20 protein-coding genes are annotated in these 21767 nt (G+C 70.3%); 13 read left to right on the top strand and 7 right to left on the bottom strand.

The genetic code is table 11. The features are described 5' to 3' along the window. Positions 1-101 precede the first annotated feature (101 nt). The 11 genes from greA to ACIBX3_RS35795 all read left to right on the top strand — a co-directional run bounded on the left by greA (position 102) and on the right by ACIBX3_RS35795 (position 10521). Positions 102-602 (top strand): transcription elongation factor GreA, encoded by a 501-nt coding sequence (greA, locus tag ACIBX3_RS35845; protein ID WP_397124957.1) that lies wholly within the window; start codon positions 102-104, stop codon positions 600-602. 122 nt (positions 603-724) lie between these two features. Continuing rightward, on the top strand, positions 725-1873 hold the full coding sequence (locus tag ACIBX3_RS35840; protein WP_397124956.1) for a C40 family peptidase: 1149 nt from the start codon (positions 725-727) through the stop codon (positions 1871-1873). 71 nt (positions 1874-1944) lie between these two features. Beyond that, positions 1945-2466 (top strand): hypothetical protein, encoded by a 522-nt coding sequence (locus ACIBX3_RS35835; protein ID WP_397124955.1) that lies wholly within the window; start codon positions 1945-1947, stop codon positions 2464-2466. A gap of 248 nt (positions 2467-2714) precedes the next feature. Then, a complete protein-coding gene (locus tag ACIBX3_RS35830; protein WP_397124954.1) occupies positions 2715-4508 on the top strand; it encodes a phosphoenolpyruvate carboxykinase (GTP) in 1794 nt (597 codons plus the stop codon). Positions 4509-4582: 74 nt separating this feature from the next. Further along, positions 4583-5563 carry a TIGR04222 domain-containing membrane protein gene (locus ACIBX3_RS35825; protein ID WP_397124953.1) on the top strand — a complete coding sequence of 327 codons (981 nt, stop codon included), beginning with the start codon at positions 4583-4585 and terminating at the stop codon, positions 5561-5563. Positions 5564-5763: 200 nt separating this feature from the next. After that, a complete protein-coding gene (locus tag ACIBX3_RS35820; protein WP_397124952.1) occupies positions 5764-6306 on the top strand; it encodes a hypothetical protein in 543 nt (180 codons plus the stop codon). Positions 6307-6358: 52 nt separating this feature from the next. Then, a complete protein-coding gene (locus tag ACIBX3_RS35815) occupies positions 6359-7186 on the top strand; it encodes a DUF692 family multinuclear iron-containing protein (protein ID WP_397124951.1) in 828 nt (275 codons plus the stop codon). Further along, positions 7183-7551, top strand: coding sequence for a hypothetical protein (locus tag ACIBX3_RS35810; RefSeq protein ID WP_397124950.1), 369 nt, complete (start codon positions 7183-7185; stop codon positions 7549-7551). Before ACIBX3_RS35815 ends, ACIBX3_RS35810 begins: the two co-directional genes overlap by 4 nt. 66 nt (positions 7552-7617) lie before the next feature. Beyond that, entirely contained in the window at positions 7618-8178 is a 561-nt protein-coding gene (locus tag ACIBX3_RS35805) for a hypothetical protein (RefSeq protein WP_397124949.1), read from the top strand. Between the two features lie 54 nt (positions 8179-8232). Beyond that, entirely contained in the window at positions 8233-8994 is a 762-nt protein-coding gene (locus ACIBX3_RS35800; protein WP_397124948.1) for an isoprenyl transferase, read from the top strand. 207 nt (positions 8995-9201) lie between these two features. Next, entirely contained in the window at positions 9202-10521 is a 1320-nt protein-coding gene (locus ACIBX3_RS35795; protein ID WP_397124947.1) for a PhoH family protein, read from the top strand. Here the strand turns inward: ACIBX3_RS35795 and ACIBX3_RS35790 are convergent. Genes ACIBX3_RS35790 through ACIBX3_RS35780 form a run of 3 tightly spaced genes read right to left on the bottom strand, consistent with a single transcriptional unit; the run spans position 10511 to position 13100 of the window. Then, positions 10511-11026, bottom strand: a complete 516-nt coding sequence (locus tag ACIBX3_RS35790) for a hypothetical protein (RefSeq protein WP_397124946.1) — start codon at positions 11024-11026, stop codon at positions 10511-10513. The two genes, ACIBX3_RS35795 and ACIBX3_RS35790, sit on opposite strands and share 11 nt — an antisense overlap. Next, on the bottom strand, positions 11023-12429 hold the full coding sequence (locus ACIBX3_RS35785) for an ATP-binding protein (RefSeq protein WP_397124945.1): 1407 nt from the start codon (positions 12427-12429) through the stop codon (positions 11023-11025). The genes ACIBX3_RS35790 and ACIBX3_RS35785 overlap by 4 nt, the downstream gene beginning before the upstream one ends. Further along, complete coding sequence (locus ACIBX3_RS35780; RefSeq protein ID WP_397124944.1) at positions 12426-13100, bottom strand: response regulator; 675 nt, start codon at positions 13098-13100, stop codon at positions 12426-12428. The genes ACIBX3_RS35785 and ACIBX3_RS35780 overlap by 4 nt, the downstream gene beginning before the upstream one ends. Before the next feature lie 282 nt (positions 13101-13382). On the opposite strand from ACIBX3_RS35780, the gene ACIBX3_RS35775 reads away from it, so the two are divergent. Both ACIBX3_RS35775 and ACIBX3_RS35770 read left to right on the top strand, forming a co-directional pair. Beyond that, positions 13383-14084 (top strand): lytic transglycosylase domain-containing protein, encoded by a 702-nt coding sequence (locus ACIBX3_RS35775; protein WP_397124943.1) that lies wholly within the window; start codon positions 13383-13385, stop codon positions 14082-14084. 104 nt (positions 14085-14188) lie between these two features. Then, complete coding sequence (locus ACIBX3_RS35770) at positions 14189-16183, top strand: glycosyltransferase family 2 protein (RefSeq protein ID WP_397124942.1); 1995 nt, start codon at positions 14189-14191, stop codon at positions 16181-16183. Here ACIBX3_RS35770 and ACIBX3_RS35765 read toward each other — a convergent pair. The 4 genes from ACIBX3_RS35765 to ACIBX3_RS35750 are packed head-to-tail and all read right to left on the bottom strand — an operon-like array spanning position 16176 to position 21553. Next, a complete protein-coding gene (locus tag ACIBX3_RS35765) occupies positions 16176-17318 on the bottom strand; it encodes an alpha/beta hydrolase family protein (RefSeq protein ID WP_397124941.1) in 1143 nt (380 codons plus the stop codon). The two genes, ACIBX3_RS35770 and ACIBX3_RS35765, sit on opposite strands and share 8 nt — an antisense overlap. Next, a complete protein-coding gene (locus ACIBX3_RS35760) occupies positions 17318-18319 on the bottom strand; it encodes an alpha/beta fold hydrolase (RefSeq protein ID WP_397124939.1) in 1002 nt (333 codons plus the stop codon). Before ACIBX3_RS35760 ends, ACIBX3_RS35765 begins: the two co-directional genes overlap by 1 nt. Beyond that, positions 18316-19590, bottom strand: coding sequence for an MFS transporter (locus ACIBX3_RS35755; protein ID WP_397124937.1), 1275 nt, complete (start codon positions 19588-19590; stop codon positions 18316-18318). The genes ACIBX3_RS35760 and ACIBX3_RS35755 overlap by 4 nt, the downstream gene beginning before the upstream one ends. Before the next feature lie 31 nt (positions 19591-19621). Continuing rightward, complete coding sequence (locus tag ACIBX3_RS35750) at positions 19622-21553, bottom strand: helix-turn-helix domain-containing protein (RefSeq protein ID WP_397124935.1); 1932 nt, start codon at positions 21551-21553, stop codon at positions 19622-19624. Positions 21554-21767: the final 214 nt, after the last annotated feature.

Genomic DNA, 21767 nt, shown 5'->3' with positions numbered 1-21767 from the left:
TTTGGGGAAGCGTTCGAGCGGTTAAGTTGTTAGCCTTTCGCAATTCAACCGTTGGAAACCTCAAGTGACCTCAGGGCCCCCTAGGCAAGCAAGGAGAACCCGTGGCCGACTCTCGCGATGAGAACGTCACATGGCTGACGCAGGAGGCGTACGACCGCCTGAAGGCGGAGTACGAATATCTCTCTGGCCCCGGGCGCGTCGACATCGCCAAGAAGATCGAGGCCGCCCGTGAGGAGGGCGACCTGAAGGAGAACGGCGGCTACCACGCCGCCAAGGACGAGCAGGGCAAGATGGAGGCCCGGATCTTCCACCTCCGCCAGATCCTCGACAACGCCCAGGTGGGAGAGGCTCCCAAGACCGAAGGGGTGGTGGGCCCCGGGATGACCGTGACGATCCGGTTCGTCGGCGACGACGACGAGGTCACGTTCCTGCTCGCCTCCCGTGAGGAGAGCGGAGCGCCCATCGACGTCTACTCGCCCAAGTCCCCGCTCGGGTCGGCGATCAACGGCAAGAAGATCGGTGAGAAGGCGACTTACTCTCTTCCCAACGGTCGCCAGAACACCGTCGAGATCCTGGAGGCAGTGCCGTACATCGGCAACTGACCCCCCTGGAGAGCAACCGCCGGGTCCACGCTGGCCCGGCGGAATTCATGCATGGCTCCGGAATCCGGCAGGACCTCAGCTTTCTGGTCAAAACGCGTAAGCGGCGCAACACATACAAGCTGGTGCCATTCATTGTGGTGGCGCTGGTCGCGGTGCTGACCGCCGACGTGCTGCTGCTCGCGCAGCCGGATGGGCGGCTGGAGCCCGCCATCGTACGCCAGCAGCCCGCGCCCAAGCAGTCGTTGATGGCCGAGCAGCAACAGCAACAACAGCAACCGGCCGACACGGCCGATCTTGTGGCGCCGCTGAAGAAGCTGCACAAGCCCAACCTGTTCGTGCTCACCCGCAAGCCGTTCACCAACGAGCTCTTACAGAAGGTGGCCAAGCTCCGCGGGGTGCGGGCGCTGGAGCTGGCCGACGCGGCGTCGATCACGCTCGACGGCAAGCGGGTGCAGACGCTCGCGGTCAACCCGTCCTCGTTCCGCGCCTACACGCCCAAGGTGACCGCCTCCTCCGACCCGCTGTGGCAGAACGTCGCGGCCGGGGACGTCGCGGTCTCGTTCGTGCTGGGCAGCGACGGCGGGCTCACGCTGCACCGCAAGGTGTCGGGGCCGGCCGGGCCGCTGCGGATCGGCGCGTACGCCACCACCGGCTTCGGCGCCGTGGACGCCGTCATCTCCAAGGACGTCGGGCGCACGCTCGGGCTGCCGCACGACAACGCGCTCATCGTCAGCGCCCCCGGCGTCAACTCCGACACGCTCCGCAAGAAGATCCTGCGCCTGCTGCCCAAGGGCACACAGGCCGCCATGGTCAACCCGGTGCTGCCCCAGCCGCAGCAGAAGGTCACCCAGAACTGGCCGGCCGGCTCGTTCATGACCGGGGATCAGGTCACCGTGGCGCTCAGGGCCGCCGCCTCCAAGCTGGGCCGGCCGTACGTGTGGGGGGCCGAGGGGCCGGAGACGTTCGACTGCTCGGGGCTGGTCCAGTGGGCCTTCGCCCAGGCGGGCGTGCGGATGCCCCGGGTGACGCACCAGCAGTGGGTGACGGGCCCGCAAGTCCCGCTGGCGCAGGCGCAGCCGGGTGACCTCATCTTCTGGCGCCTCGATCCCACGAATCCCGGCTACATCTCGCATGTGGCGATTTACTGGGGTAACGGGAAGATGATCCAGGCCCCTCGCACCGGCGACGTGGTCAAGATCTCCCCGGTGCACACGCGCGGCTTCGCCGGCGTCGTCCGGGTCAGCCCGATCGCCGCGTCCAAGGTCCGCTGACACTCTTCTCCTTGCGTGACACCTTCCTTCCCTTAGCTGCGTCGGTTCTGCAACTGTGTAATGTTGATTACATGGCAACAGATGAAATGACGGCCCAGGTCCGCGGCTGGTTCACCGGGCGGCTCCCCGAGGGTTGGTTCGCCGGTGCTCCGGAGATCATCAGAGACCGCGAGGAGATCGCGGTGCTCGGCACGCTGCCCGACCCGCCCGAGGACACGCCGGAAGCCGAGCGGTCCGCACTGATCGAAGGGCTGGCCAGAAGGTTCAGGGAGGAGACGCGCGAGCGGCGCGTCGAGATCGCCAGGGAGGCCGAGCGCAAGTTCCGCCAGAAGGTCTCCTGGGGCGTGGTCTGCGGCGGCGAGACTGTGATGTTCACCACACTCTCCGTGCCCGTGATGACCCGATTGCGCCAGTCGGAGCGGCAGGTCCTGGACACGCTCGTGGCCGCAGGCGTGGCCCGGAGCCGCAGCGACGCACTGGCCTGGTGCGTCCGCCTGGTCGGCAAGCACACCGACACGTGGCTCGCCGAACTGCGCGACGCACTCCAGCACGTGGACAGAGTTCGCTCCGCGGGGCCCGACGTCAATTCCTGAGACCACGCAGCGGAAACGGCGCGCGCAATGGACTAAACCACTTGGGGAATTGGTTTAGACCAGCGCAATTGGACTGGACCACTGTGTGTTAATTCTCTTTTAAATCCGCTCGGCATGGGTAGGCTCCCCCAATCGTCAGGGCCGCTGCCTGCGGCGACGGCCGCGCCAACAGGTCTATGCCAATTGGCTTTCCGGCCGCTTCGTCGTTAATGATGACTGGGCCCTGAGAGAGTGGAGGAGTCACAGTCGTGTCCGTTTCCGTGGAAGTGCCCGCACCGACCAGCAATCGCGAATTGGCCGCGTGGGTAAATGAGATCGCAGCCCTGACCCAGCCCGACCGGATCGAGTGGTGCGACGGGTCCGAGGAGGAGTGGACGCGCCTGACCAACCTCCTCGTCGAGCACGGCACGTTCACACGGCTCGCCGCCCGTCCCAACAGCTTCTACGCCAAGTCCGACCCCAGCGACGTCGCCCGGGTCGAGGACCGCACCTTCATCTGCTCCGAGCGGGCCGAGGACGCCGGGCCCACCAACAACTGGATCCCGCCGTCCGAGATGCGCCGGACGTTCGGCAAGCTGTTCAAGGGCTGCATGCGCGGCCGGACGATGTACGTCGTGCCGTTCTGCATGGGCCCGCTGGGCGGCGAGATCTCCCAGCTCGGGGTGGAGATCACCGACTCCGCGTACGTCGCCGTCTCCATGCGGATCATGACCCGCATGGGCGAGCGTGCGCTGCGTCTCATCGAGGAAAGGGGCGAGTTCGTGAAGTGCGTCCACTCGGTGGGCGCCCCGCTGGAGCCCGGCCAGGTGGACGTGCCGTGGCCGTGCAGCTCCACCAAGTACATCAGCCACTTCCCCGAGACCCGGGAGATCTGGTCCTACGGCTCCGGGTACGGCGGCAACGCCCTGCTCGGCAAGAAGTGCTACGCCCTGCGCATCGCCAGCGTCATGGCCCGCGACGAGGGCTGGCTGGCCGAGCACATGCTGATCCTCAAGCTCACGCCGCCCTCCGGTGAGACCCGCTACATCGCGGCCGCCTTCCCGAGCGCCTGCGGCAAGACCAACCTCGCCATGCTCCAGCCCACCATCCCCGGCTGGAAGGTCGAGACGATCGGCGACGACATCGCCTGGATGCGCTTCGGCGACGACGGCCGCCTCTACGCGATCAACCCGGAGGCCGGCTTCTTCGGCGTCGCCCCCGGCACCGGCCAGGTGACCAACGCCAACGCGATCAGGACGCTCTGGGGCAACAGCATCTTCACCAACGTCGCCCTCACCGACGACGGCGACGTGTGGTGGGAGGGCCTGACCGACGAACCGCCGGCCCACCTGACCGACTGGAAGGGACGTTCCTGGACGCCGGACAGCGACGAGCCGGCCGCCCACCCGAACGCCCGCTTCACCACCCCCGCGTCCCAGTGCCCCACCATCGCACCCGAGTGGCAGGACCCCAAGGGCGTGCCCATCTCGGCCATCCTGTTCGGCGGTCGCCGCGCCACCGCGGTGCCGCTGGTCACGGAGTCGCTGAGCTGGGAGCACGGCGTCTTCCTCGGAGCCAACGTCGCCTCCGAGAAGACCGCCGCGGCCGAGGGCAAGGTCGGCGAGCTGCGCCACGACCCGTTCGCCATGCTGCCGTTCTGCGGCTACAACATGGGGGACTACTTCGGCCACTGGCTGGAGGTCGGCCGTCGCCAGGGCGCCGTGCTCCCGCGGATCTACTACGTCAACTGGTTCCGCAAGAACGCCGACGGGAAGTTCATCTGGCCCGGGTACGGCGAGAACAGCCGCGTGCTCAAGTGGATCGTGGACCGGCTCAACGGCGAGGCCAAGGCCGTGCCCACACCGATCGGCCTGCTGCCCGCCGAGCTCCACACCGAGGGCCTGGAGCTGTCCGACGAGGACCTGCGCACGCTGCTGTCGGTCGACCGGGACGTGTGGCGCGAGGAGGCGGCGCTGATCCCCGCCCACTTCGAGAAGTTCGGCGCGAACCTGCCGAAGGAACTGTGGGACGAGTACAACGCGCTGCTCGATCGGCTCGAATAGGCGGAAAACCCTCTTGTGCGGTACGGCCGCACCGCCTTTAACTGGGCGGACAGTCATACCGGGAGGGGGTCGCCGTGGATTTCGTCCTGCTCATTGCCGCGGTCGGCATGGTGATTCTGGTCAACGCGGTCGATCAGCGGGTCGAAAGGGCGCGCAGGAAGGTCAGCGAGGCGGCGCCGAGCGGCGTGCCGCACCGGCTGGATCCGTACGAGCTGGCCTACCTGTCCGGCGGTCCCCGCAGGACCGTCAACACGGCGCTGGCCGTCCTGGCGACGGCCGGCGCCATCCGCGTGTCCAGGGGATCCCACGTCACCCCCATCTACGGCGCGCCGCCCTCGCCGGTGCCGATCGAGCAGGCCGTGCTCTACGCGCTGGCGGCCAGGCCGGGCGGCTACCGGGCCGGAGAGCTGCGGCGGGAGCTCCAGACGCATCCCGCGCTGACCGACATCGTCAGCGGGCTCGAGAGGCGGGGGCTCCTCCTCCGGGAGCACGCGTTCGGCACGGCGTGGCGGCGCAGGGAGCACCTGAAGATCGTCCAGGGCGTGGTAGGGGGCTTCCTGCTCCTGCTCATCGTGCTGGCCGTCATGGACCTGGCGGGGAACGACCTCGCCTACGTCGGAGCGCTGCTCTTCACCGTGGTCGCCCTCGTCACCGCCCTCGTCGCCTACTCCAAGCAGGGCAAGAGGCTGCGGAACGTCATCACGCGCGAGGGACGCGAGGTGCTCCTGTCGGCCCGCCGGTACCACCCGAGGGGTGTGCGCGACCAGAGCTCCCTGGCCATGGCGGTGGGGATGCCGGTCGCCCTGTACGGTCTGGCGGACGCCGGCGACCCGACGCTCCGCGACGAGTTGTCGGTCGGTGACCCGGCCGCCGACTGCGTGGGGGCCTGCGGTTCCCACAGCGGCGGTGGCGACGGCACGACCTTCGGCGGCGACTCCTACGGCGGCCTGGACTTCGGCGGCGGCTCGTCGAGTTGCGGCAGCGGCTCCTCCAGCTGCGGAAGCTCATCGAGCTGCGGTGGCGGCGGTGGATCCAGCTGCGGCGGTAGCAGCTGAGGGCCCGAAACTGTATCCCGCCCAGACGGAACCTTTACGCGTGCCTTATACGTCATTCGGGTACCCAGCCCGGTCGCGGCTGCGCGGAGGGGAGGCCTGAATGGATCTGATCCTGCTGATCGTCTCGGTGGCGGGAGGCCAGGTCCGGGTCGCGGACACGGCGATCGTGCCTGCGGATCGAGACCATTCGCACCCTGGCCATGGACGCGCTCAAACGTCGCCTCACCGAGCTGCGGCTGCTCCACCCGGACGACGCGTTCGCCCGGGCCGGGAAGCTGGCCGCCTGCCTGGGGGCGTTGTCGGTGGCGGCGCTCGCGGCCTTCGTGGTGGCGGCCGTGACGGTCGTGGCCGAGGGCGTGAGCCTGCTGTGGTCGTTCGCGCTGGTCGTCCCGGTCGTCACGGTGGCGGGCGCGGCGGCCGAGATCAGGAGGCACAAGCGGGCCGTGCGGGCCACGCTGACGCCGTCAGGCGAGGAGACGCTCGACGCGGCCAGACGCGGCACCCCCAGAGTCCTCGCCGAAGGTCCCGTCGCGATCGCGCTGTACGGCCTCAGCCGGTTGCCTGACCCCGACCTGCAGGTCGCGCTCACCACGGGCCTGAGCCGGCGTCGCCGCGGGCGCGGCGGCGCGTACATGGCCGGCGGCGTGTCCTCCTGCGGAGGAGGCGCATGGTGCAGCATGTCGGCGGGTGACGGCTCGGGCGGCTGCGGCGGGGCCTGCGGCGGCGGTTGCGGCGGAGTCTGACGGGCCCACCGAGCGGAAAGATCACAGGATCGACAGGACGGGGAGCGAACGCATGGGGGCTGAGATGACGGAACTGGGCGTGGGGATCGGCTGGCGGGCGGAGCTGGACCTGACGATCGAGCGTATGGAGGGCGTCGAGTTCGTCGAGGTGATCGCCGAGAACCTCAAACCCGCCCATCTGCCGGAGTCGCTGCGGCTGTTGCGGGCCAAGGACGTACCGGTGATCCCGCACGGGGTTTCCCTCGGCGTCGGCGGTGCCGAGCCGCCCTCGCCGGCCAGGCTCGCCCACCTGGCCGCCTGCGCGGAAGCCCTGGAGGCGCCGCTGGTCAGCGAGCACCTGGCCTTCGTCCGGGGTGGCGGCCTGGAGGCGGGGCACCTGCTGCCCGTCCCGCGTACCCGTGAATCCCTGCGGGTGATCACGGAGAACGTGCGCCGGGCGCAGGACGCGCTGCCCGTCCCGCTGGCCCTGGAGAACGTCGCGGCCATCTTCGGCTGGCCCGACGACGAGCTGACCGAGGGCCAGTTCCTGGCCGAACTGGTGGAGAGCACCGGGGTCGGGCTGCTGATCGACGTGGCCAACCTCTACACCAACCAGTTCAACCTGGGCCTGTCGGCGGTGGACGCGCTCGACGCGCTCCCGCTGGAGCACCTGGCGTACGTGCACGTGGCCGGCGGCTACGAACGCGCCGGCATCTGGCACGACACGCACACCATGGCCGCGCCCCAGCCGGTGCTGGACCTCCTCACCGAGCTGTGCGCCCGCGCCGCCCCGCCCGGCGTGCTGCTGGAGTGGGACGACGACTTCCCGAGTGACGCGGCGCTGGCGAACGAGCTGGCCCGGATCCGGGCCGCGATGTCCCTGGCGGGGGAGGCCCGATGACGGACGTACGGCCGGAGCTCACCGAGTCCCAGCGGCGCCTGGCGGAGGCGCAGGCGCGGCTCGTCGCGGCCCTCGTCGCCGGCGGCGACATCCCGGACGGCTTCGACCAGGAGCGGATGCGGGCGCAGGCGGCGAGCCTGGTCGCCAAGCGGCGCGGCATCGTGGCCAGGATCCGTCCCGACACGGCCGTCGCGGCCGGTGCCGACCTGGCCGCCGAGTTCGCCGCCTACGCGCGCTCGCGCAGCGCGCCGCCGCCCAACTACCGCACGGACGCCGACGACTTCGCCGCCTGGCTACGGGAGCGCGGCCGGATGCCCGACCCGCCCCGCCGCAAGGCCCGCTGGTGGTCCCGCCTGCTGCCGTAGCCCGGTCCCCGAGACGGCGGTATCAAGCCCGGGTTTAGCCCACTTTCGGTGGGAAACGGAGGGGGGATGGGGGGATTGCGCTGCGTCGATGGATCCTATCTGACCGTCACGCCCGTCGCGTGCACGGACAGCGTCGGCACGCCGTACGAGGTCACCCTGGAGCTGCATCGGGACGGCACCCCGTACGGCAGCGTCGGCGAGCGGTGCGGCTGGCTGCTCGCGCGCCTGGCGTGCGGCGTGGACGAGGCCCGCCAGGGCTGCGGCACGGCGCGGTGGTGGACGGACCCCGACGACAGGTTCCCCAGCGAGGAGCCGGACGGCGAGTTGTTCTCCTTCCGCTATCGCAGTAGGTCCGGTCTGGTGGGCGGCGGCGAGTTGTGCTGCCGGCTCCGGACGATCCCGCTCTGGGAGCCCGGGCGGCGCGGAAAGCGCGGTCAGTGGCGGCTGACCCGGAGGGCCTACGTGGAGGCCTGGGGGGCCACGGGCGTGGGCATGCGGGCGGTGCTGACGTCCGCAGAGCTGTCGGCGTTCGTACGGGGTCTCGTCGAAGAGGCCGAGGGGTGTCTGGAAGGCAGAGATCTTGTAAGGAATTCGGTAGAGGGAGCAGGCACGGGCGAAACGCGGTGATAATTGCCTGTTGGGTCATTGACGAAGGCACAGCACCGCTGGGGAGGACACTCCGTGGGCCTGCGCGACCTGGTCTACCGGCTGTACGAGCGCCGGCTGGAGGCCAAGCTGTCGAAGGACAGCATCCCCCGGCACGTCGGGGTCATCATCGACGGCAACCGCCGCTGGGCGCGCGCGATGGGCATGCGCGACGTGGCCACCGGCCACCGCAAGGGCGCGGACAAGATATCGGAGCTGCTCAACTGGTGCCGGGAGACCGGCGTCGAGGTGGTCACCGTCTGGATGCTCTCCAACGACAACCTCAACCGGCCGAGGGAGGAACTGGAGCCGCTTCTCCGCATCATCGAGGACGTCACGCAGGAGCTCGTGGCCGAAGGCTGGCGGATCAGCCCGGTCGGCGCCCTTGATCTGCTACCGGACCGCACGGCCAATGTCCTTAAAGATGCAAAAGAAGCGTCATCACACCGTCCCGGCCTGATTGTGAACGTTGCAGTTGGGTATGGAGGAAGACGTGAGATTGCCGATGCGGTGCGCTCACTGCTCCAGGAGCAAGCGAGCAAGGGGGCGAGCATCGAGGACCTCGTCGAGGTACTCGATGTGGAGCACATCGCGGAGCATCTTTACACTCGCGGCCAGCCCGACCCGGACCTCCTCATCCGGACCTCGGGCGAGCAGCGCTTGTCCGGCTTCATGTTGTGGCAGAGCGCTCATTCCGAGTTCTACTTCCACGAGGCCTACTGGCCGGACTTCCGCAGGGTGGATTTCCTGCGGGCGCTGCGTGACTACGCTGCGAGACACCGACGTTACGGTTCTTGACACGACAATCGGGCATCTAGGACGTAACGTTAGAAGTGTCCGGCCGCAGGTCGGACACTCCGGAGAGGGCCCGCCTTTGCACCAACACTTGCCGAGGGGGCCGGAACCCGGCGCCGACGGCAGTGCACGGTCGGGGAACGCGGGTCCGGTCCGAATCCCGCCTCGTCTGCAGGGTGCCCGATCGCAAGGGCGCCCGGGGGAGAACGTGTGGCAGTGTCCTCGAGCAACCCTACGACCCAGCCGACCAAGCGCACGTACGTGCTTGACACCTCGGTCCTGCTCGCCGACCCGGCGGCGATGACCCGCTTCGCCGAGCACGACGTGGTCCTTCCGATCGTGGTGATCACGGAGCTGGAAGGCAAGCGGCACCATCCCGAGCTCGGCTATTTCGCGAGGAAGGCCCTGCGCTACCTCGACGATCTGCGGATCCAGTACGGCAGGCTCGACGAGCCGATGCCGACGGGGGACGGCACGATCAGGGTTGAGCTCAATCACAGCGATCCGTCCATCCTGCCCGTGGGGTTCCGCCTGGGCGACAACGACACGCGCATCCTGACCGTGGCGCGCCACCTGGCCGCCGAGGGCTGCGACGTCGTCCTGGTGTCCAAGGACCTGCCCATGCGGGTCAAGGCGGCCTCGATCGGCCTGTCGGCCGAGGAATACCGGGCCGAGCTGGTGCACGAGTCGGGCTGGACCGGGATGGCCGAGATCCAGGTCACCACGGACGACATAGAGGGGCTCTTCGAGCACGGCACCGCCGACCTGGAGGAGGCCAGGGAACTGCCCACGCACACCGGGCTGCGGCTGCTGTCGGCCAAGGGCTCGGCGCTCGGCCGGGTGCTGCCCGACAAGTCGGTGCGCCTGGTGCGCGGCGACCGCGAGGTGTTCGGCCTGCACGGCCGCTCCGCCGAGCAGCGCATCGCGCTCGACCTGCTGATGGACCCCGAGATCGGCATCGTCTCGCTCGGCGGCCGGGCCGGCACGGGCAAGTCGGCGCTGGCGCTCTGCGCCGGCCTGGAGGCGGTCCTGGAGCGCCGCCAGCACCGCAAGGTGGTCGTCTTCCGCCCGCTCTACGCCGTGGGCGGCCAGGAGCTCGGCTACCTGCCGGGCGGCGAGGGCGAGAAGATGGGCCCGTGGGCGCAGGCCGTCTACGACACGCTGGGCGCGGTCACCACTCCCGAGGTGATCGACGAGGTGCTCGACAGGGGCATGCTGGAGGTGCTCCCGCTGACGCACATCCGCGGCCGCTCGCTGCACGACGCGTTCGTGATCGTGGACGAGGCCCAGTCGCTCGAGCGGGGGGTGCTGCTGACCGTGCTCAGCCGGATCGGCGCCAACTCCCGCGTCGTGCTCACCCACGACATCGCCCAGCGCGACAACCTGCGGGTCGGCCGGCACGACGGTGTGGTGGCGGTGGTGGAGAAGCTGAAGGGCCACCCGCTGTTCGCGCACGTCACGCTGAACAGGTCCGAGCGCTCTCCGATCGCCGCGCTAGTCACGGAGATGCTCGAGGACATCACGATGTGAACGTCTGAAAGTCCCCGCACGTGTGCCGCCCCTCGTCCTTCGGGGGGCGGCCCTCGTTGTCACGGATGATCTTGACCTGCACGTACGCCGCGTCCTGCTGGGCCGTGCAGACGATCTGCGCCTTGCCGAGGTCGCTCAGCGTGCCCTCGCCGCTGATGTAGACCGTCAGCGTCGAGGTGCGCGGGAGCTGGATCTCGTCGCGCTGCACGGGGTTGAGCGAGTCCTTGATCTTCAGGTACGTGAAGCCGCGCAGCGCCGTGTCCCGGTCGCCGAGCGGCTGGGTGGAGGCGTCGAAGAGCGCGCCGAGTAAGCTCTCCACGGTGTTGTTCTCGACGTCGGCCGGTTCCAGGGTGAGCTCCCCCTTCTTGATCAGGTAGATCGTCTTGGACGGGGGCGGGATCCTGATCGTGGGCGCGTTCTCCCGGTCCTGGACGTCGGTGGGCGAGATGCCGCAGCCCGTCGCGGCCAGGAGTGCGATGGCCGTCAGCACAACCCCGGCTCTCATGCGTGGGGGAGCCAGACCGTGAAGAGGGTGCCGGGGTTCTGGGCGCGTACCGAGACCGTGCCGCCGTGCAGGTGCACGTTGGCCCTGGCGATGGCCAGGCCCAGGCCGCTGCCCTGGCTGCGGGACCGGCCCGCGCCCGCCTTGAAGAAGCGGTCGAACACATGAGGCAGCGCCTCCCGGGGGATTCCCTTGCCGTGGTCTCGCACTTTCACCTCCAGGCCGTTCTCCGTGCTCCTCGCGTTGACCACCACCGGGGGCAGGCCGTGCTTGAGCGCGTTGCCGACGAGGTTGGCCACGATGACGTCGAACCTCCTCGGGTCGAGGTTGGCGGTCAAGCCCTGGGAGGCGTTCACCTTGACCTGATCGGTCCAGCCGCGTACCTCCAGGCAGTCCGCGATGGCGTCGGCCACGTTGACGGGCTCCAGGTTGAGCATGGCGGTGCCCGCGTCGAAGCGGCTGATCTCGATGAGGTGCTCGACCAGCTCGCGCAGGCGTTCCACCTCCCTGAGGACCAGCCACACGGCCTCCGCCGGCGCCTCGGGCAGCCGGCTGGCCTCCTCCGAGAGCACGTCGGCCACGGCCGTCATGGCGGTCAGCGGCGTGCGCAGCTCGTGCGACACGTCCGCCACGAACCTGCGCGACATCGCCTCCAGCGAGCGCAGCTCGGACACGCTCAGCTCCAGCGCCGCCGCCGCGTCGTTGAACCTGGCGGTCAGCCCGGCCAGCTCGTCGTGCCCGTGGACGGGCAGCCGCGTGTCCAGCTTGCCCTGGCCGAGCGCCTGCGCGGCCGCGCTCAGCCGCCGGACCGGCAGCAGCACCTGCCGGGCCGACAGCAGGGCCACCACTAAAGCGATCAGCATGATGGCGACGCCGCCTTGGAAGAGCCTGGCCCTGAGCGTGTTCAACTGGCTCACGTCGGCACGCAGCGGGAAGAACACGAACGCGCGCAGCCCGGTGGTCTCCGGCTTGCCGGCGTTGTCCCGGTAGACCTCGGCGCCGACGATGAACCACAACTCGTTGCGGATCACCCGGCGCTGAGTGACGACGCTCTGCTTGGCCCGGCCGTAGAGCTCGTTGGGGACGTCGCTCATGGTCACGGGGCCGTTGACGGAGACCAGCTTGCCGTACTCGACGACGACGCCGCGGCCGGGCGCGCTCAGCGACTGGGCCAGGCGGTTCAGCTCCTTGGCGGTCGGCGCGGCTTCGCCGGGAAGCAGCTTGCCGACGGGGAAGTCGATGCCGCTCAGCTCCCTGGTCACCAGGTCAAGTGAGGTGGTCTCGGTTCTGGTCACCAGCGCCGTCTTGGCCAGCTCGAAGCCTATGGTGGCGACCAGCGTCGAGGCCATGGCCGCGACGAGCGTGAACGTGATGACCAGGCGCGCGCGCAGCCCTGTCGGCTTCACGGGGGGCTGAACCGGTAGCCGAATCCGCGCACCGTGTGGATGAACACGGGCTCGGCGGGCTTCGGCTCGATCTTCGCACGGACGCGCTGCACGCAGGCGTCCACCAGTCGTGAGTCGGCGATGTGCGTGTGGTCCCAGACGGCACGCAGCAGGTAGCGGCGGTTGAGCACCTGGCCGGGGTGGCGGACCAGCTCCAGCAGCAGCCGCAGCTCCGTGGGCGTCAGGTGGATCTCCTTGCCGGCCAGGGTGACCTTGAGCGCGCCCCGGTCGATCACGAGGTCGCCGAACGTGATGCGATCGGAGGCGGCCGACTCGGCCCTGCGCAGTATGGCGCGGATGCGCGCGTCCAGGACCCGCGGCTCGACCGGCTTGACCACGTAGTCGTCGGCGCCGGCCTCCAGGCCGACCACCACGTCGAGGTCGTCGCCCCTGGCCGTCAGCAGGATGACGGGAAGCTGGTCCAGTTTGCGTACGCGGCGGCAGACCTCGATGCCGTCGATGCCGGGCAGCATGACGTCCAGGATCGCGATCTCGGGGCGGCGGGCCCTGATGTGCTCCAGAGCCTCCTCGCCCGTCGCGTAGGACGTGACCGAATGCCCCTGCCGCGTCAGCGCCAGCTCGAGGGCCGTACGGACGGAGGGGTCGTCTTCAACAAGGAGGATGCCAGCCACGCGCACATTATTATTCCATGTCCCGAATGCCCGACCTACGTCACCAAACTGTGACGTTCCGCGTATGAGATCCCGAAGAACTCAGGGGACGCTTGAAGCAGCTTCCCTTCGGTATCGGGCGCCCGAAGGGGAGCCGATATGGTGTGATCAAAGTCACAGTCTTGCGAAATGCCGTGCTAACGGGCAGGTTGGCCAAGAGAACCTCAAGCGATTACCGCGTTTCGGTTGCGGAGCACCCCCCAGGACAGGGCAAGCTCATGGATCGTGAGCCCCGGTCCGCGTGTGAGTGAGCGCCCCCCGACAGAACATGTCCCCTCGGCGCGCCGGCCTTCGCGCTTCACGCCGAAGCGCATCGTCATCGCCGTCCTGTCCCTGGTGATCGTCGTCGGCGGCGGCGGTTTCATCGCCTTCCGCGCCATCGAGAACGCCAGCACGCCGATCCAGCCCGCGTTCGACGTCGACGACATGGGCAAGCTGGCCAGCGGCAACCTGTACGCGCCCGATCCCGAGAGCGACGCGCTCAAGGCCGCCGCCGAGCAGGCGTACCGGGCCGCCCAGTTGAAGAAGGGCCGCTCGGGAGCGGGGGACAACCCCAAGGACATCGACTGGGTGGTGCCGAAGCGGGCGCCGGCCGGCGACGGCTTCCCCGCCGTGAACTTCCCGCCCGGCAGCGACCCCTCACCGGGCAGCAACAAGGCCACCGCCAAGGCCATGCTCGGCCAGTTCGGCTTCGGCGGGGACCAGTGGGGCTGCCTGGAGGCGCTCTGGACGAAGGAGAGCGGCTGGAACGAGCGGGCGATGAACCGCTACTCCGGCGCGTACGGCATCCCGCAGTCCCTGCCCGGCACCAAGATGGCCAGTGCCGGCGCGGACTGGCAGACCAACGCCGCCACCCAGATCAAGTGGGGCCTGGGCTACATCAAGGGACGCTACGGCACCCCGTGCGCCGCCTGGGGGCACTCGCAGAGGGTGGGCTGGTACTAGCCGACGGGGCCCTCGCCTAAAGAGGCACAGGTCCAGGTCAACTTTCCTTCTGCAATCGGCAAGCCGCCGCGCCCGATACGTGTAGACGGGCGCAGGCTGACCGCATGGGTGTGAAGGTCAGTGTGATCGTCAATGTCCACAATCCGGGTGACACCGCCGACGCGTGCCTCCGCTCCGCCCTGGAGCAGACGATGCCCGCGGCCGACTACGAAGTGATCCTCGTGGACGACGGGTCCACGGACGGGATCGCGGAGCGCCTGGACGCCATCGCGGCGGCCCGCGACAACGTTCGGACGTTTCACCTGCCGTGCACGGGCTCGCCGATGCGCGGCCGCAACGTCGGCCTCGGGGTCGCGCGCGGAGACTATGTCTTCTTCCTGGACCAGGGCGACCGGCTGGAGCGCGACGCGATCGCGCGCATGCACGACCGCGCCGTGGAGACCGACGCCGACGTGCTGATCGGCCGCCTGGTACGCGACCACGGCCCGCCGATGATCGCCTTCACGCGCAGCACCGCCCGTGCTGACGTCCTGCGCGACCGCCTGCTCGGCCTGCTCAGCCCCCAGCAGCTCTACCGCCGCGCCTTCCTGGAGGAGCACGAGCTGGGCTTCTCGGTGCCCGGCGGGCGGCTGGCCGAGCAGGCGTTCGTGATGCGGGCGTATCTGCACGCCAAGGTCATCGCCGTGCTCGCCGAGCACGTGTGCTGCCACCTCGGCGAGCGGCCGAAGGCCGAGGAGGACCCCCGGGCGATGGCCAGGGACCTGCGGGTGCTGCTCGACGACGTCGACACCTACGTCGGCCAGGGCCGCCAGCGCGACCGCATGTACGCCTACTGGTACCGCTACGCCGTCCTCCGCCCGCTGCTGACCAGCAGGTTCGCCGACTCCTCCGTCGACAGGGGCATGCACTTCCGCCTCGTCCAGGAGCTCATGGCCGAGCGTTTCCCCGAGCGGCTCGACCGCTACCTGCCCGTCCAGTTGCGCGTCGTGGCCGCGTTCGTCCGCAAGGGGCGCCTGGACCAGATCGTGCTGCTGTCGAACTGCTCCAGGCGGGCCGGGTTGCGTGCCGAGCTCACCGAGGTCCGCTGGGACGCGCACGTGCTGGTGCTCGGGCTCACCGTGGAGGTCAAGCGCGGCGACGGCCGCCCCGACCGATACCGCAGGGACGGCGGGCGCCTGCACTGGATCCCGCCGCGCGCCATCGACGCCAGGCTCCTCGACGAGGACGTCACCGACGTGAGCGAGGCCGTCGAACGGGCCCGCATCGAGGTCTACGTACGGCACACCGAGACGGGCCTCATCCACTTCCTGCCACTGGCCCAGCGGGTGGAGGTGGTCGAGGAGGGCCGGCGCCACGTCCGGGTGCAGATCAAGGGCGAGACCAGGATCGACGTGACCGCCGCCGCGCTCGGTGAGCCGCTCAGGCAGGGCCAGTGGGAGGTGCACGTCCGCATGTACGGCGGCGCCAACCAGGCCAGGAGCCGGGTCAGCCGGCCCGAGGGCCCGCTCAACTGCCTGGGCGTGCTGGCCCAGCGGCCCAGGATGCGGCTGGTGGTGCCGTGCTGGTCCGACCGTGGCGAGCTGGGCCTGGCGGTCGAGCCGCGCTCGTTCTCGGAGTCGATCGCGCTGGTGTCGCCGGGGGTGGAGGTCAAGCAGGTCGACGGGCACGCGTACGTCGTGCTGCCGGTCCCGTACGTGCCGCCGAGCGGCGGACCGCCGCTGGAGCTGGTGCTGCGCAGCACCCGTCGGCGCCCGCGCGAGGTGTCCGCCCCCGCGCTGGCCGAGGCCGGGGTGCCCGGCAAGCTCGCCGGGCAGCTCGTGGCCAAGCTGCCGGTCAGCCGGATGATGCCGGCCGCCGACCGCCTCGGTCCCGGCGGCTGGGCGGCGTCGCTGCGCTCGCCGGACGAGGAGATCGGGCTGCGGTTCGCGCTGGAGGTGCGCAGGGGCAAGGTCGAGGTGCGGCCCGCCGCCGCGGTCGATCCCGAGCGGCGCTCGCCCCTGGGCAGGGACACCGTGCTGCACCGGATGGGCCGGCGTCTGCCCGGCGCGCGGCACATGGTCCGCCTGGCGCGCGCGGGCAGGCACCGCTACCTCAGCTGACCCAGCCCTCCAGCTCCTCGAAGGCGCTTCTGAAGACGGGCAGCATCGGTTTGAGCCGCTCGGGGTGGACGTCCACCAAGCTGTCCAGGTGGTTGCCGCCATCGACCCGGTGGTATCTGAACGGCCGGTGCGGCCCGACCATCTTCGCGTAGACGTCGGAGCCACGGGAGATCGGCAGCAGCGCGTCGAGCGTCCCGTGGATCGTGATCAGCGGCTTGGTGATCCGGCCGGTGAGCGCAATCTTCGCCACCGCGGCGTACGGCCGGCGGCGGTCGTAGTCGTAGTCGGCCGCCGCGCCCTGGTAGGACGGGTCCAGCTCCTTCTGGTAGAGCTGCTGGGTGAGCTCCCAGTAGTGCTGCCGGTGGAACGGCCACAGGAACTCCGAGCCGGCCGCGAACCCGGCCGCCCGCACCCCGGCCTCGTCCGGGTACGCCTTCAGCGCCTGGGGCAGGAAGCTCAGCAGGTTGTCGCCCTTGACCCGCCAGAGTGTGCCCTCCCAGTCCACGCCGCCGTCGTAGAGCCACCCGCGGTTCTCCAGCTGCCACCTGACCAGGTAGCCGCCGTTGGAGATGCCGGCGACGAACGTGCGCCGGGGTTTCTGGCCGTACCGTTGCCCGACCACGGCCTTGGCGGCAACCGTGAGCTGGGTGAGGCGGTGGTTCCACTCGGCGATGGCGTCGCCCGGGTGGCGGCCGTCCTGGTGGAAGTTCACGCCGACGTTGCCCTTGTCGGTGGCGGCGAACGCATACCCCTTGGACAGGACCCAGTCGGAGATCGTGTAGTCGTTGGCGTACTGCTCCCTGTTGCCCGGGGTGCCGCTGACGACGAGGCCGCCGTTCCAGTCGTCCGGGAGCCTGATCACGAACTGCGAGTCGTGGTTCCAGCCGTGCGTGGTGTTGGTGGTGGACGTGTCGGGGAAGTAGCCGTCGATCTGCGTGCCGGGCACGCCCGCCGGGTTGACGGTGGCGGCCGAGTGCAGCCCGGCCCAGTCCGCCGGGTCGGTGTGGCCGGTCTTGGTGGTGCCCGCGGTGGTCAGGTCGTCGAGCGTGGCGATCACGGCGCGTTCCGCGCCGGGCACCGTGAGCTGCGGCACGGGCGTCAACAAGCTCGCCACCAGGGTGAGCGGGACCAGCATCACGCCTCCCTGAGGTGGTCGCCGAGCAGGCGGTGGAAGGCGGCGGGGTGCTCCAGGTGCGGGCTGTGGCCGCAGTCGTCCAGCACGACCTCGCGGTACGGCCCGTAGCGCTCCAGGACCGCCCTGGTCTGGGTCACCATCGGCTGCGCCGGCGTGCCGGGGGAGCCGGGCACGACGCCGAGCACGCCCAGGTGGGCCAGGTCGAACAGGGACGTGTCGGAGACGATCACGTCGTCGGCGCCCCTGATCCACAGGATGGGCGGCTTGGGGGCGATCTCGTGGAGGTCGTCCAGGCGGAAGTGGGTGGGGGTGAGGGCGTTGAGCACGCCGTGCTTGCCGGGGGCCACGTGCGGCCACGCGGCGGAGGTGGCCGCGTCGCCCGGGTAGTGGGTCTCGCCCACCCGGGTGGTGAGCATCGACCGCAGGTAGAAGTCCTCGTCGGGAATGGGGCCGTTCTTCACGTAGGCCGAGCGGAAGACGTTGCGCGGGGATGTAGGTGATTCGTCCGACATGTCGCCCGCCTTCAGCCGGGCCACGAAGTCCGGATTCGCGGCCCCGGCTCCCGAGCCCGTGCCGTCGAGGTGGGTCAGCCGGCCGTCGGGGCCCTCCGTGCCGCCGTAGCCGTACGGGGAGACCGGGTTGACCAGGGTGACGCTCCTGACGGCGGCCGGCCGGTCGCGCAGGGCCTGCAGGACGACGCCGCCGCCCATGCTCCACCCGACCAGGTGGACCCCGTCCAGGCCCAGCTCCGCGATCAGCTCCAGCACGTCGTCGGAGTAGTCGCGCAGGCCCCGCGTGGCGTCCACCGGCTCGGGATCGGTCTCGCCGAAGCCACGAAGGTCGACCGCGAGCGGGCGGTACCCCTCAGGCAGCGCCGCCATGGCGTCGCGCCAGAACGCGGCCGAGGAGACGTTGCCGTGCACGAACAGCACGGGCTCGCCGGCGTCCCTGCCCGCGACGGTCAGGACGTTCTGGGTGAGCCTCCGCGTGGGGAGCTTCATCGCGTGTGGATCCTTTCCGCCAGGTCGCGGCCCTGGGTCTCGCGTGCGGCGTAGACGGCGGTCAGGGTGAGCAGCGCCGCCAGACCGAGGTAGACCGAGATGGGCACGCTGCTGGAGTAGGTCTTCAGCAGCGTGACCGCGATGATCGGGGCCAGCGCGCCCGCCACGATGGCCGACAGCTGCGCGCCGATCGACACGCCGGTGTAGCGCATCCTGGTGCCGAACAGCTCGGTGAAGAAGGCCGCCTGCGGGCCGTACATCATGCCGTGGAAGATCAGGCCGACCGTGACCGCCAGGGTGATCGCCAGGAAGTTGCCCGTGTCGACCAGCGGGAAGAAGGCGAAGATCCACACCCCGGTGCCGGCGGCACCGGCCAGGTAGATCGGGCGGCGGCCGACGCGGTCGGACAGCGCGCCCCACATCGGGATCGTGACGAAGTGGACGGCGGAGGCGATCAGCACGGCGTTCAGCACGGTCGAGTTCGCGATGCCGGTGGTCTTGGCGTAGGTGATGACGAAGACTGTCAGCAGGTAGAAGGAGATGTTCTCGGCCAGGCGCGCGCCGATCGCGATGATCACGTCCTTCCAGTGGTGGCGCAGCACGCCGACGATCGGCGCCCGCTTCTCGGGCGGAGCCTGCTGGAAGACCGGCGACTCGCTGATCGACAGCCGGATCCACAGGCCGATCAGCACCAGCACGCCCGACAGCAGGAACGGCACCCGCCAGCCCCACGACAGGAACGCCTCGTCCGGCTGCCAGGCGGCCAGCGCCGCCAGCACGCCGGTGGCCAGCAGGTTCCCGCCCGGCGCGCCGGCCTGCGGCCAGGACGCCCAGAAGCCGCGCCGGCCGCTGTCGCCGTGCTCGGAGACGATGAGCACGGCGCCGCCCCACTCGCCGCCCAGGGCGAAGCCCTGCACCAGCCTGAGCGCCGTCAGCAGCAGCGCCGCGGCCGGCCCGAGGCTCGCGTACGTCGGCAGGCAGCCGATGAGGAACGTGGCGGTGCCCATCATCAGCAGGCTGACGACCAGCAGCGTCTTGCGGCCGATCCGGTCGCCGAAGTGGCCGAAGACCAGGCCGCCGAGCGGGCGGGCGACGAATCCGACGGCGTAGGTGAGGAACGACAGCAGCGTGCCGGTCAGCGGGTCGGAGTCGGGGAAGAAGAGCTTGTTGAACACCAGGGCGGCTGCCGAGCCGTACAGGAAGAAGTCGTACCACTCGATGGTGGTGCCGATCAGGCTCGCGGCGACGATCTTCTTGATGGAAGTGGCCATGCCGGTCACGCTAAAGAGTGACCGGCGTCACTCATATGGAGTCCGGGCCCACAGTCTGCCGAGTGGATGTGTGGCCGAGCCGGTGCAACCGGAGCGCCAGCTGGATCTCCAGCGCTCGCTCCGGCTCCAGCCAGCCGTCGCCGAGCAGCTTGCCGATCCGGTCCAGGCGCTGCGTGACGGTGTTGACGTGGATGTGCATGGCCTCGGCCGTACGGGAGGGGGAACCTCCGGTGCCGAAGTACGCCGACAGCGTGTCGGCCAGCACGGTGCCCCTGCGCGCGTCGTAGTCGATCACCGCGCCGAGCACCCGGTCCACGAAGCCGCGCACGTCGCGGCCGTCGCCCACGAGCAGCCCGACGAAGCCCAGCTCGGCCGCGCTCGCCCCGTCCCCGGCCCGCCCGAGCGCGATCAACGCCTCGGCACACCGCCGCGCCTCCTGATAAGCCGCGGCGACGTCCCCCACCCAAGCCCCGGCGACCACACCGGCCCGCGGCCGGTCACCCGCCCTCGGCCCGGCGGCATCCCGTGGTCCATTCCTCGCCGCTCCCGCCGTCGCCGCCGCGCCGAGTGAGGCGCTGAGCTCGGCCGCCACCCGCTGCGCGATGGCGCCCGCGTTGTCGCCCGGCAACAGCAGCACCACCTCGCCCGCCCGGCCGGCGGCTAGCCCGTGCCGGAGCGCGGCCTGCGACGACGCCCAGAAGGCCGCTCGCTCCCGCTGCCCGTCGTGCCGCGCCACCACGACGACATGCGGCGCGCCGAGATCGATGCCCAGCCTGCGGGCCCGGTCGGCGAGCCCGGGGGAGTCCGGCCGCGAGATCAGGTCGTCGAGCAGTTCGCCCCTGACCCGCCCCTCGGCCTCGGCCACACTCCTGCGGAACAGCAGCAGCAGCGCGCACACCAGCGCCGCCCGCTCCAGGATCCGCTCGTCGGCGTCGTCACTGCGCAGGATCAGCGTGCACAACGGCTCCCCGCCGACGTCCACGGACGCGATCAGCAGATCGCCCCGGCGCACGGTACGCCCCAGCGCCCTGGACGCCTGCGCCGCCTCGAACACCCCGGAATCGAGCTCACCCACGTTACCCGTGAGCGGCCGCCCGAGATCGTCGAGCACCGCCAGCGACCCGCCCAGCACGTCGGTCACCACGGCCACCACGTCCTCGATCCCGCCACCGCGCAGCACCAGCGAGGTCATCCGGTCGTGGGCCAGAGCCGCCCGCTCCACCGCCTCGCCGTGCTCCCTGGCCGTTCTGTGGGCCTGGGACAGCTCCTCCAGCGCGTTCCTGGTCTCCTGCAGCAGCCGGGCGTTGTCGATCGCGACGGCGGCGTGCGCGGCCAGGCTGGCCAGCAGCGACACCTCCTCCTGATGGAACGGCCTGGCGCTGCGGTTGGCCGCCATCAGCACGCCGATCACCCGCTTGCCCAGCCGTAGCGGGACGCCCAGGATCGCGACCAGGCCCTCCTCCTTGACGGCCTCGTCGATGTGGTCCTTGTGCCGGAACCGGTCGTCGGCGAAATAGTCGGCCGTCGAGTACGGCGTCGCCGTCTGCGCCACCAACCCGCCCAGCCCCGCCCCCATGGCCAGCCGCAGCGCCCGGAGCTTGGCCGAGATCGACCCGTCGGTGACCCGCATGTACGTGTCGCCCTGCGCGGGGTCGTGCAGGGTCATGTACGCGACGTCGGTCGCCAGGAGCTGCCTGGCCCGGTGCACGATGGCCTCCAGCACGGCGTCCAGGTCGCGCAGCGCCGCCAGGTCGCCGGCGGTGTCGTACAGCGCCGACAGCTCCGCCTCGCGCCTGGCCCGCCGCTTGAGCAGGGCGCGCACCTTCAGCGCCTCGACCTTGGCCTGCTCCAGGTCCTCGATCTCGGCCGGATCCGCGCCCCGCGCCCTGGCCTCGATGATCGGCCCCTCGAACTCGACCGCCGAGGCCTCCCTGGCCAGCAGCTCAAGGAAGGCCCTGCTCATTGCCTCACCCCGTGAGGCGGCTCGGTCGCCATATGCCGCCGCCTTCCCCCGCTCTGGTCGCTGCGCTCCCGCCGCTCCTCCAGACGACGGCACTCCCTCGCGTGCTCATTGCCTCACTCCGTGAGGCGGCTCGGTCGCCATATGCCGCCGCCTTCCCCCGCTCTGGTCGCTGCGCTCCCGCCGCTCCTCCAGACGACGGCACTCCCTCGCGTGC

The organism is Nonomuraea sp. NPDC049480 (assembly GCF_044465905.1).
In the GTDB taxonomy this organism is placed as follows: domain Bacteria; phylum Actinomycetota; class Actinomycetes; order Streptosporangiales; family Streptosporangiaceae; genus Nonomuraea.
The sequence above is the reverse complement of the archived record's forward strand: the minus strand, read 5'-3'. Positions and strand labels throughout refer to the sequence as shown.

Excerpts from the sequence above, each read along its gene's own strand:
- ACIBX3_RS35835 (WP_397124955.1), top strand. The coding sequence starts at position 1,945 with ATGGCAACAGATGAAATGACGGCCCAGGTCCGCGGCTGGTTCACCGGG.
- ACIBX3_RS35820 (WP_397124952.1), top strand. The coding sequence starts at position 5,764 with ATGGACGCGCTCAAACGTCGCCTCACCGAGCTGCGGCTGCTCCACCCG.
- ACIBX3_RS35815 (WP_397124951.1), top strand. The coding sequence starts at position 6,359 with ATGGGGGCTGAGATGACGGAACTGGGCGTGGGGATCGGCTGGCGGGCG.
- ACIBX3_RS35810 (WP_397124950.1), top strand. The coding sequence starts at position 7,183 with ATGACGGACGTACGGCCGGAGCTCACCGAGTCCCAGCGGCGCCTGGCG.
- ACIBX3_RS35805 (WP_397124949.1), top strand. The coding sequence starts at position 7,618 with ATGGGGGGATTGCGCTGCGTCGATGGATCCTATCTGACCGTCACGCCC.
- ACIBX3_RS35790 (WP_397124946.1), bottom strand. The coding sequence starts at position 11,026 with ATGAGAGCCGGGGTTGTGCTGACGGCCATCGCACTCCTGGCCGCGACG.
- ACIBX3_RS35770 (WP_397124942.1), top strand. The coding sequence starts at position 14,189 with ATGGGTGTGAAGGTCAGTGTGATCGTCAATGTCCACAATCCGGGTGAC.
- ACIBX3_RS35765 (WP_397124941.1), bottom strand. The coding sequence starts at position 17,318 with ATGCTGGTCCCGCTCACCCTGGTGGCGAGCTTGTTGACGCCCGTGCCG.
- ACIBX3_RS35760 (WP_397124939.1), bottom strand. The coding sequence starts at position 18,319 with ATGAAGCTCCCCACGCGGAGGCTCACCCAGAACGTCCTGACCGTCGCG.
- ACIBX3_RS35755 (WP_397124937.1), bottom strand. The coding sequence starts at position 19,590 with ATGGCCACTTCCATCAAGAAGATCGTCGCCGCGAGCCTGATCGGCACC.
- ACIBX3_RS35750 (WP_397124935.1), bottom strand. The coding sequence starts at position 21,553 with ATGAGCAGGGCCTTCCTTGAGCTGCTGGCCAGGGAGGCCTCGGCGGTC.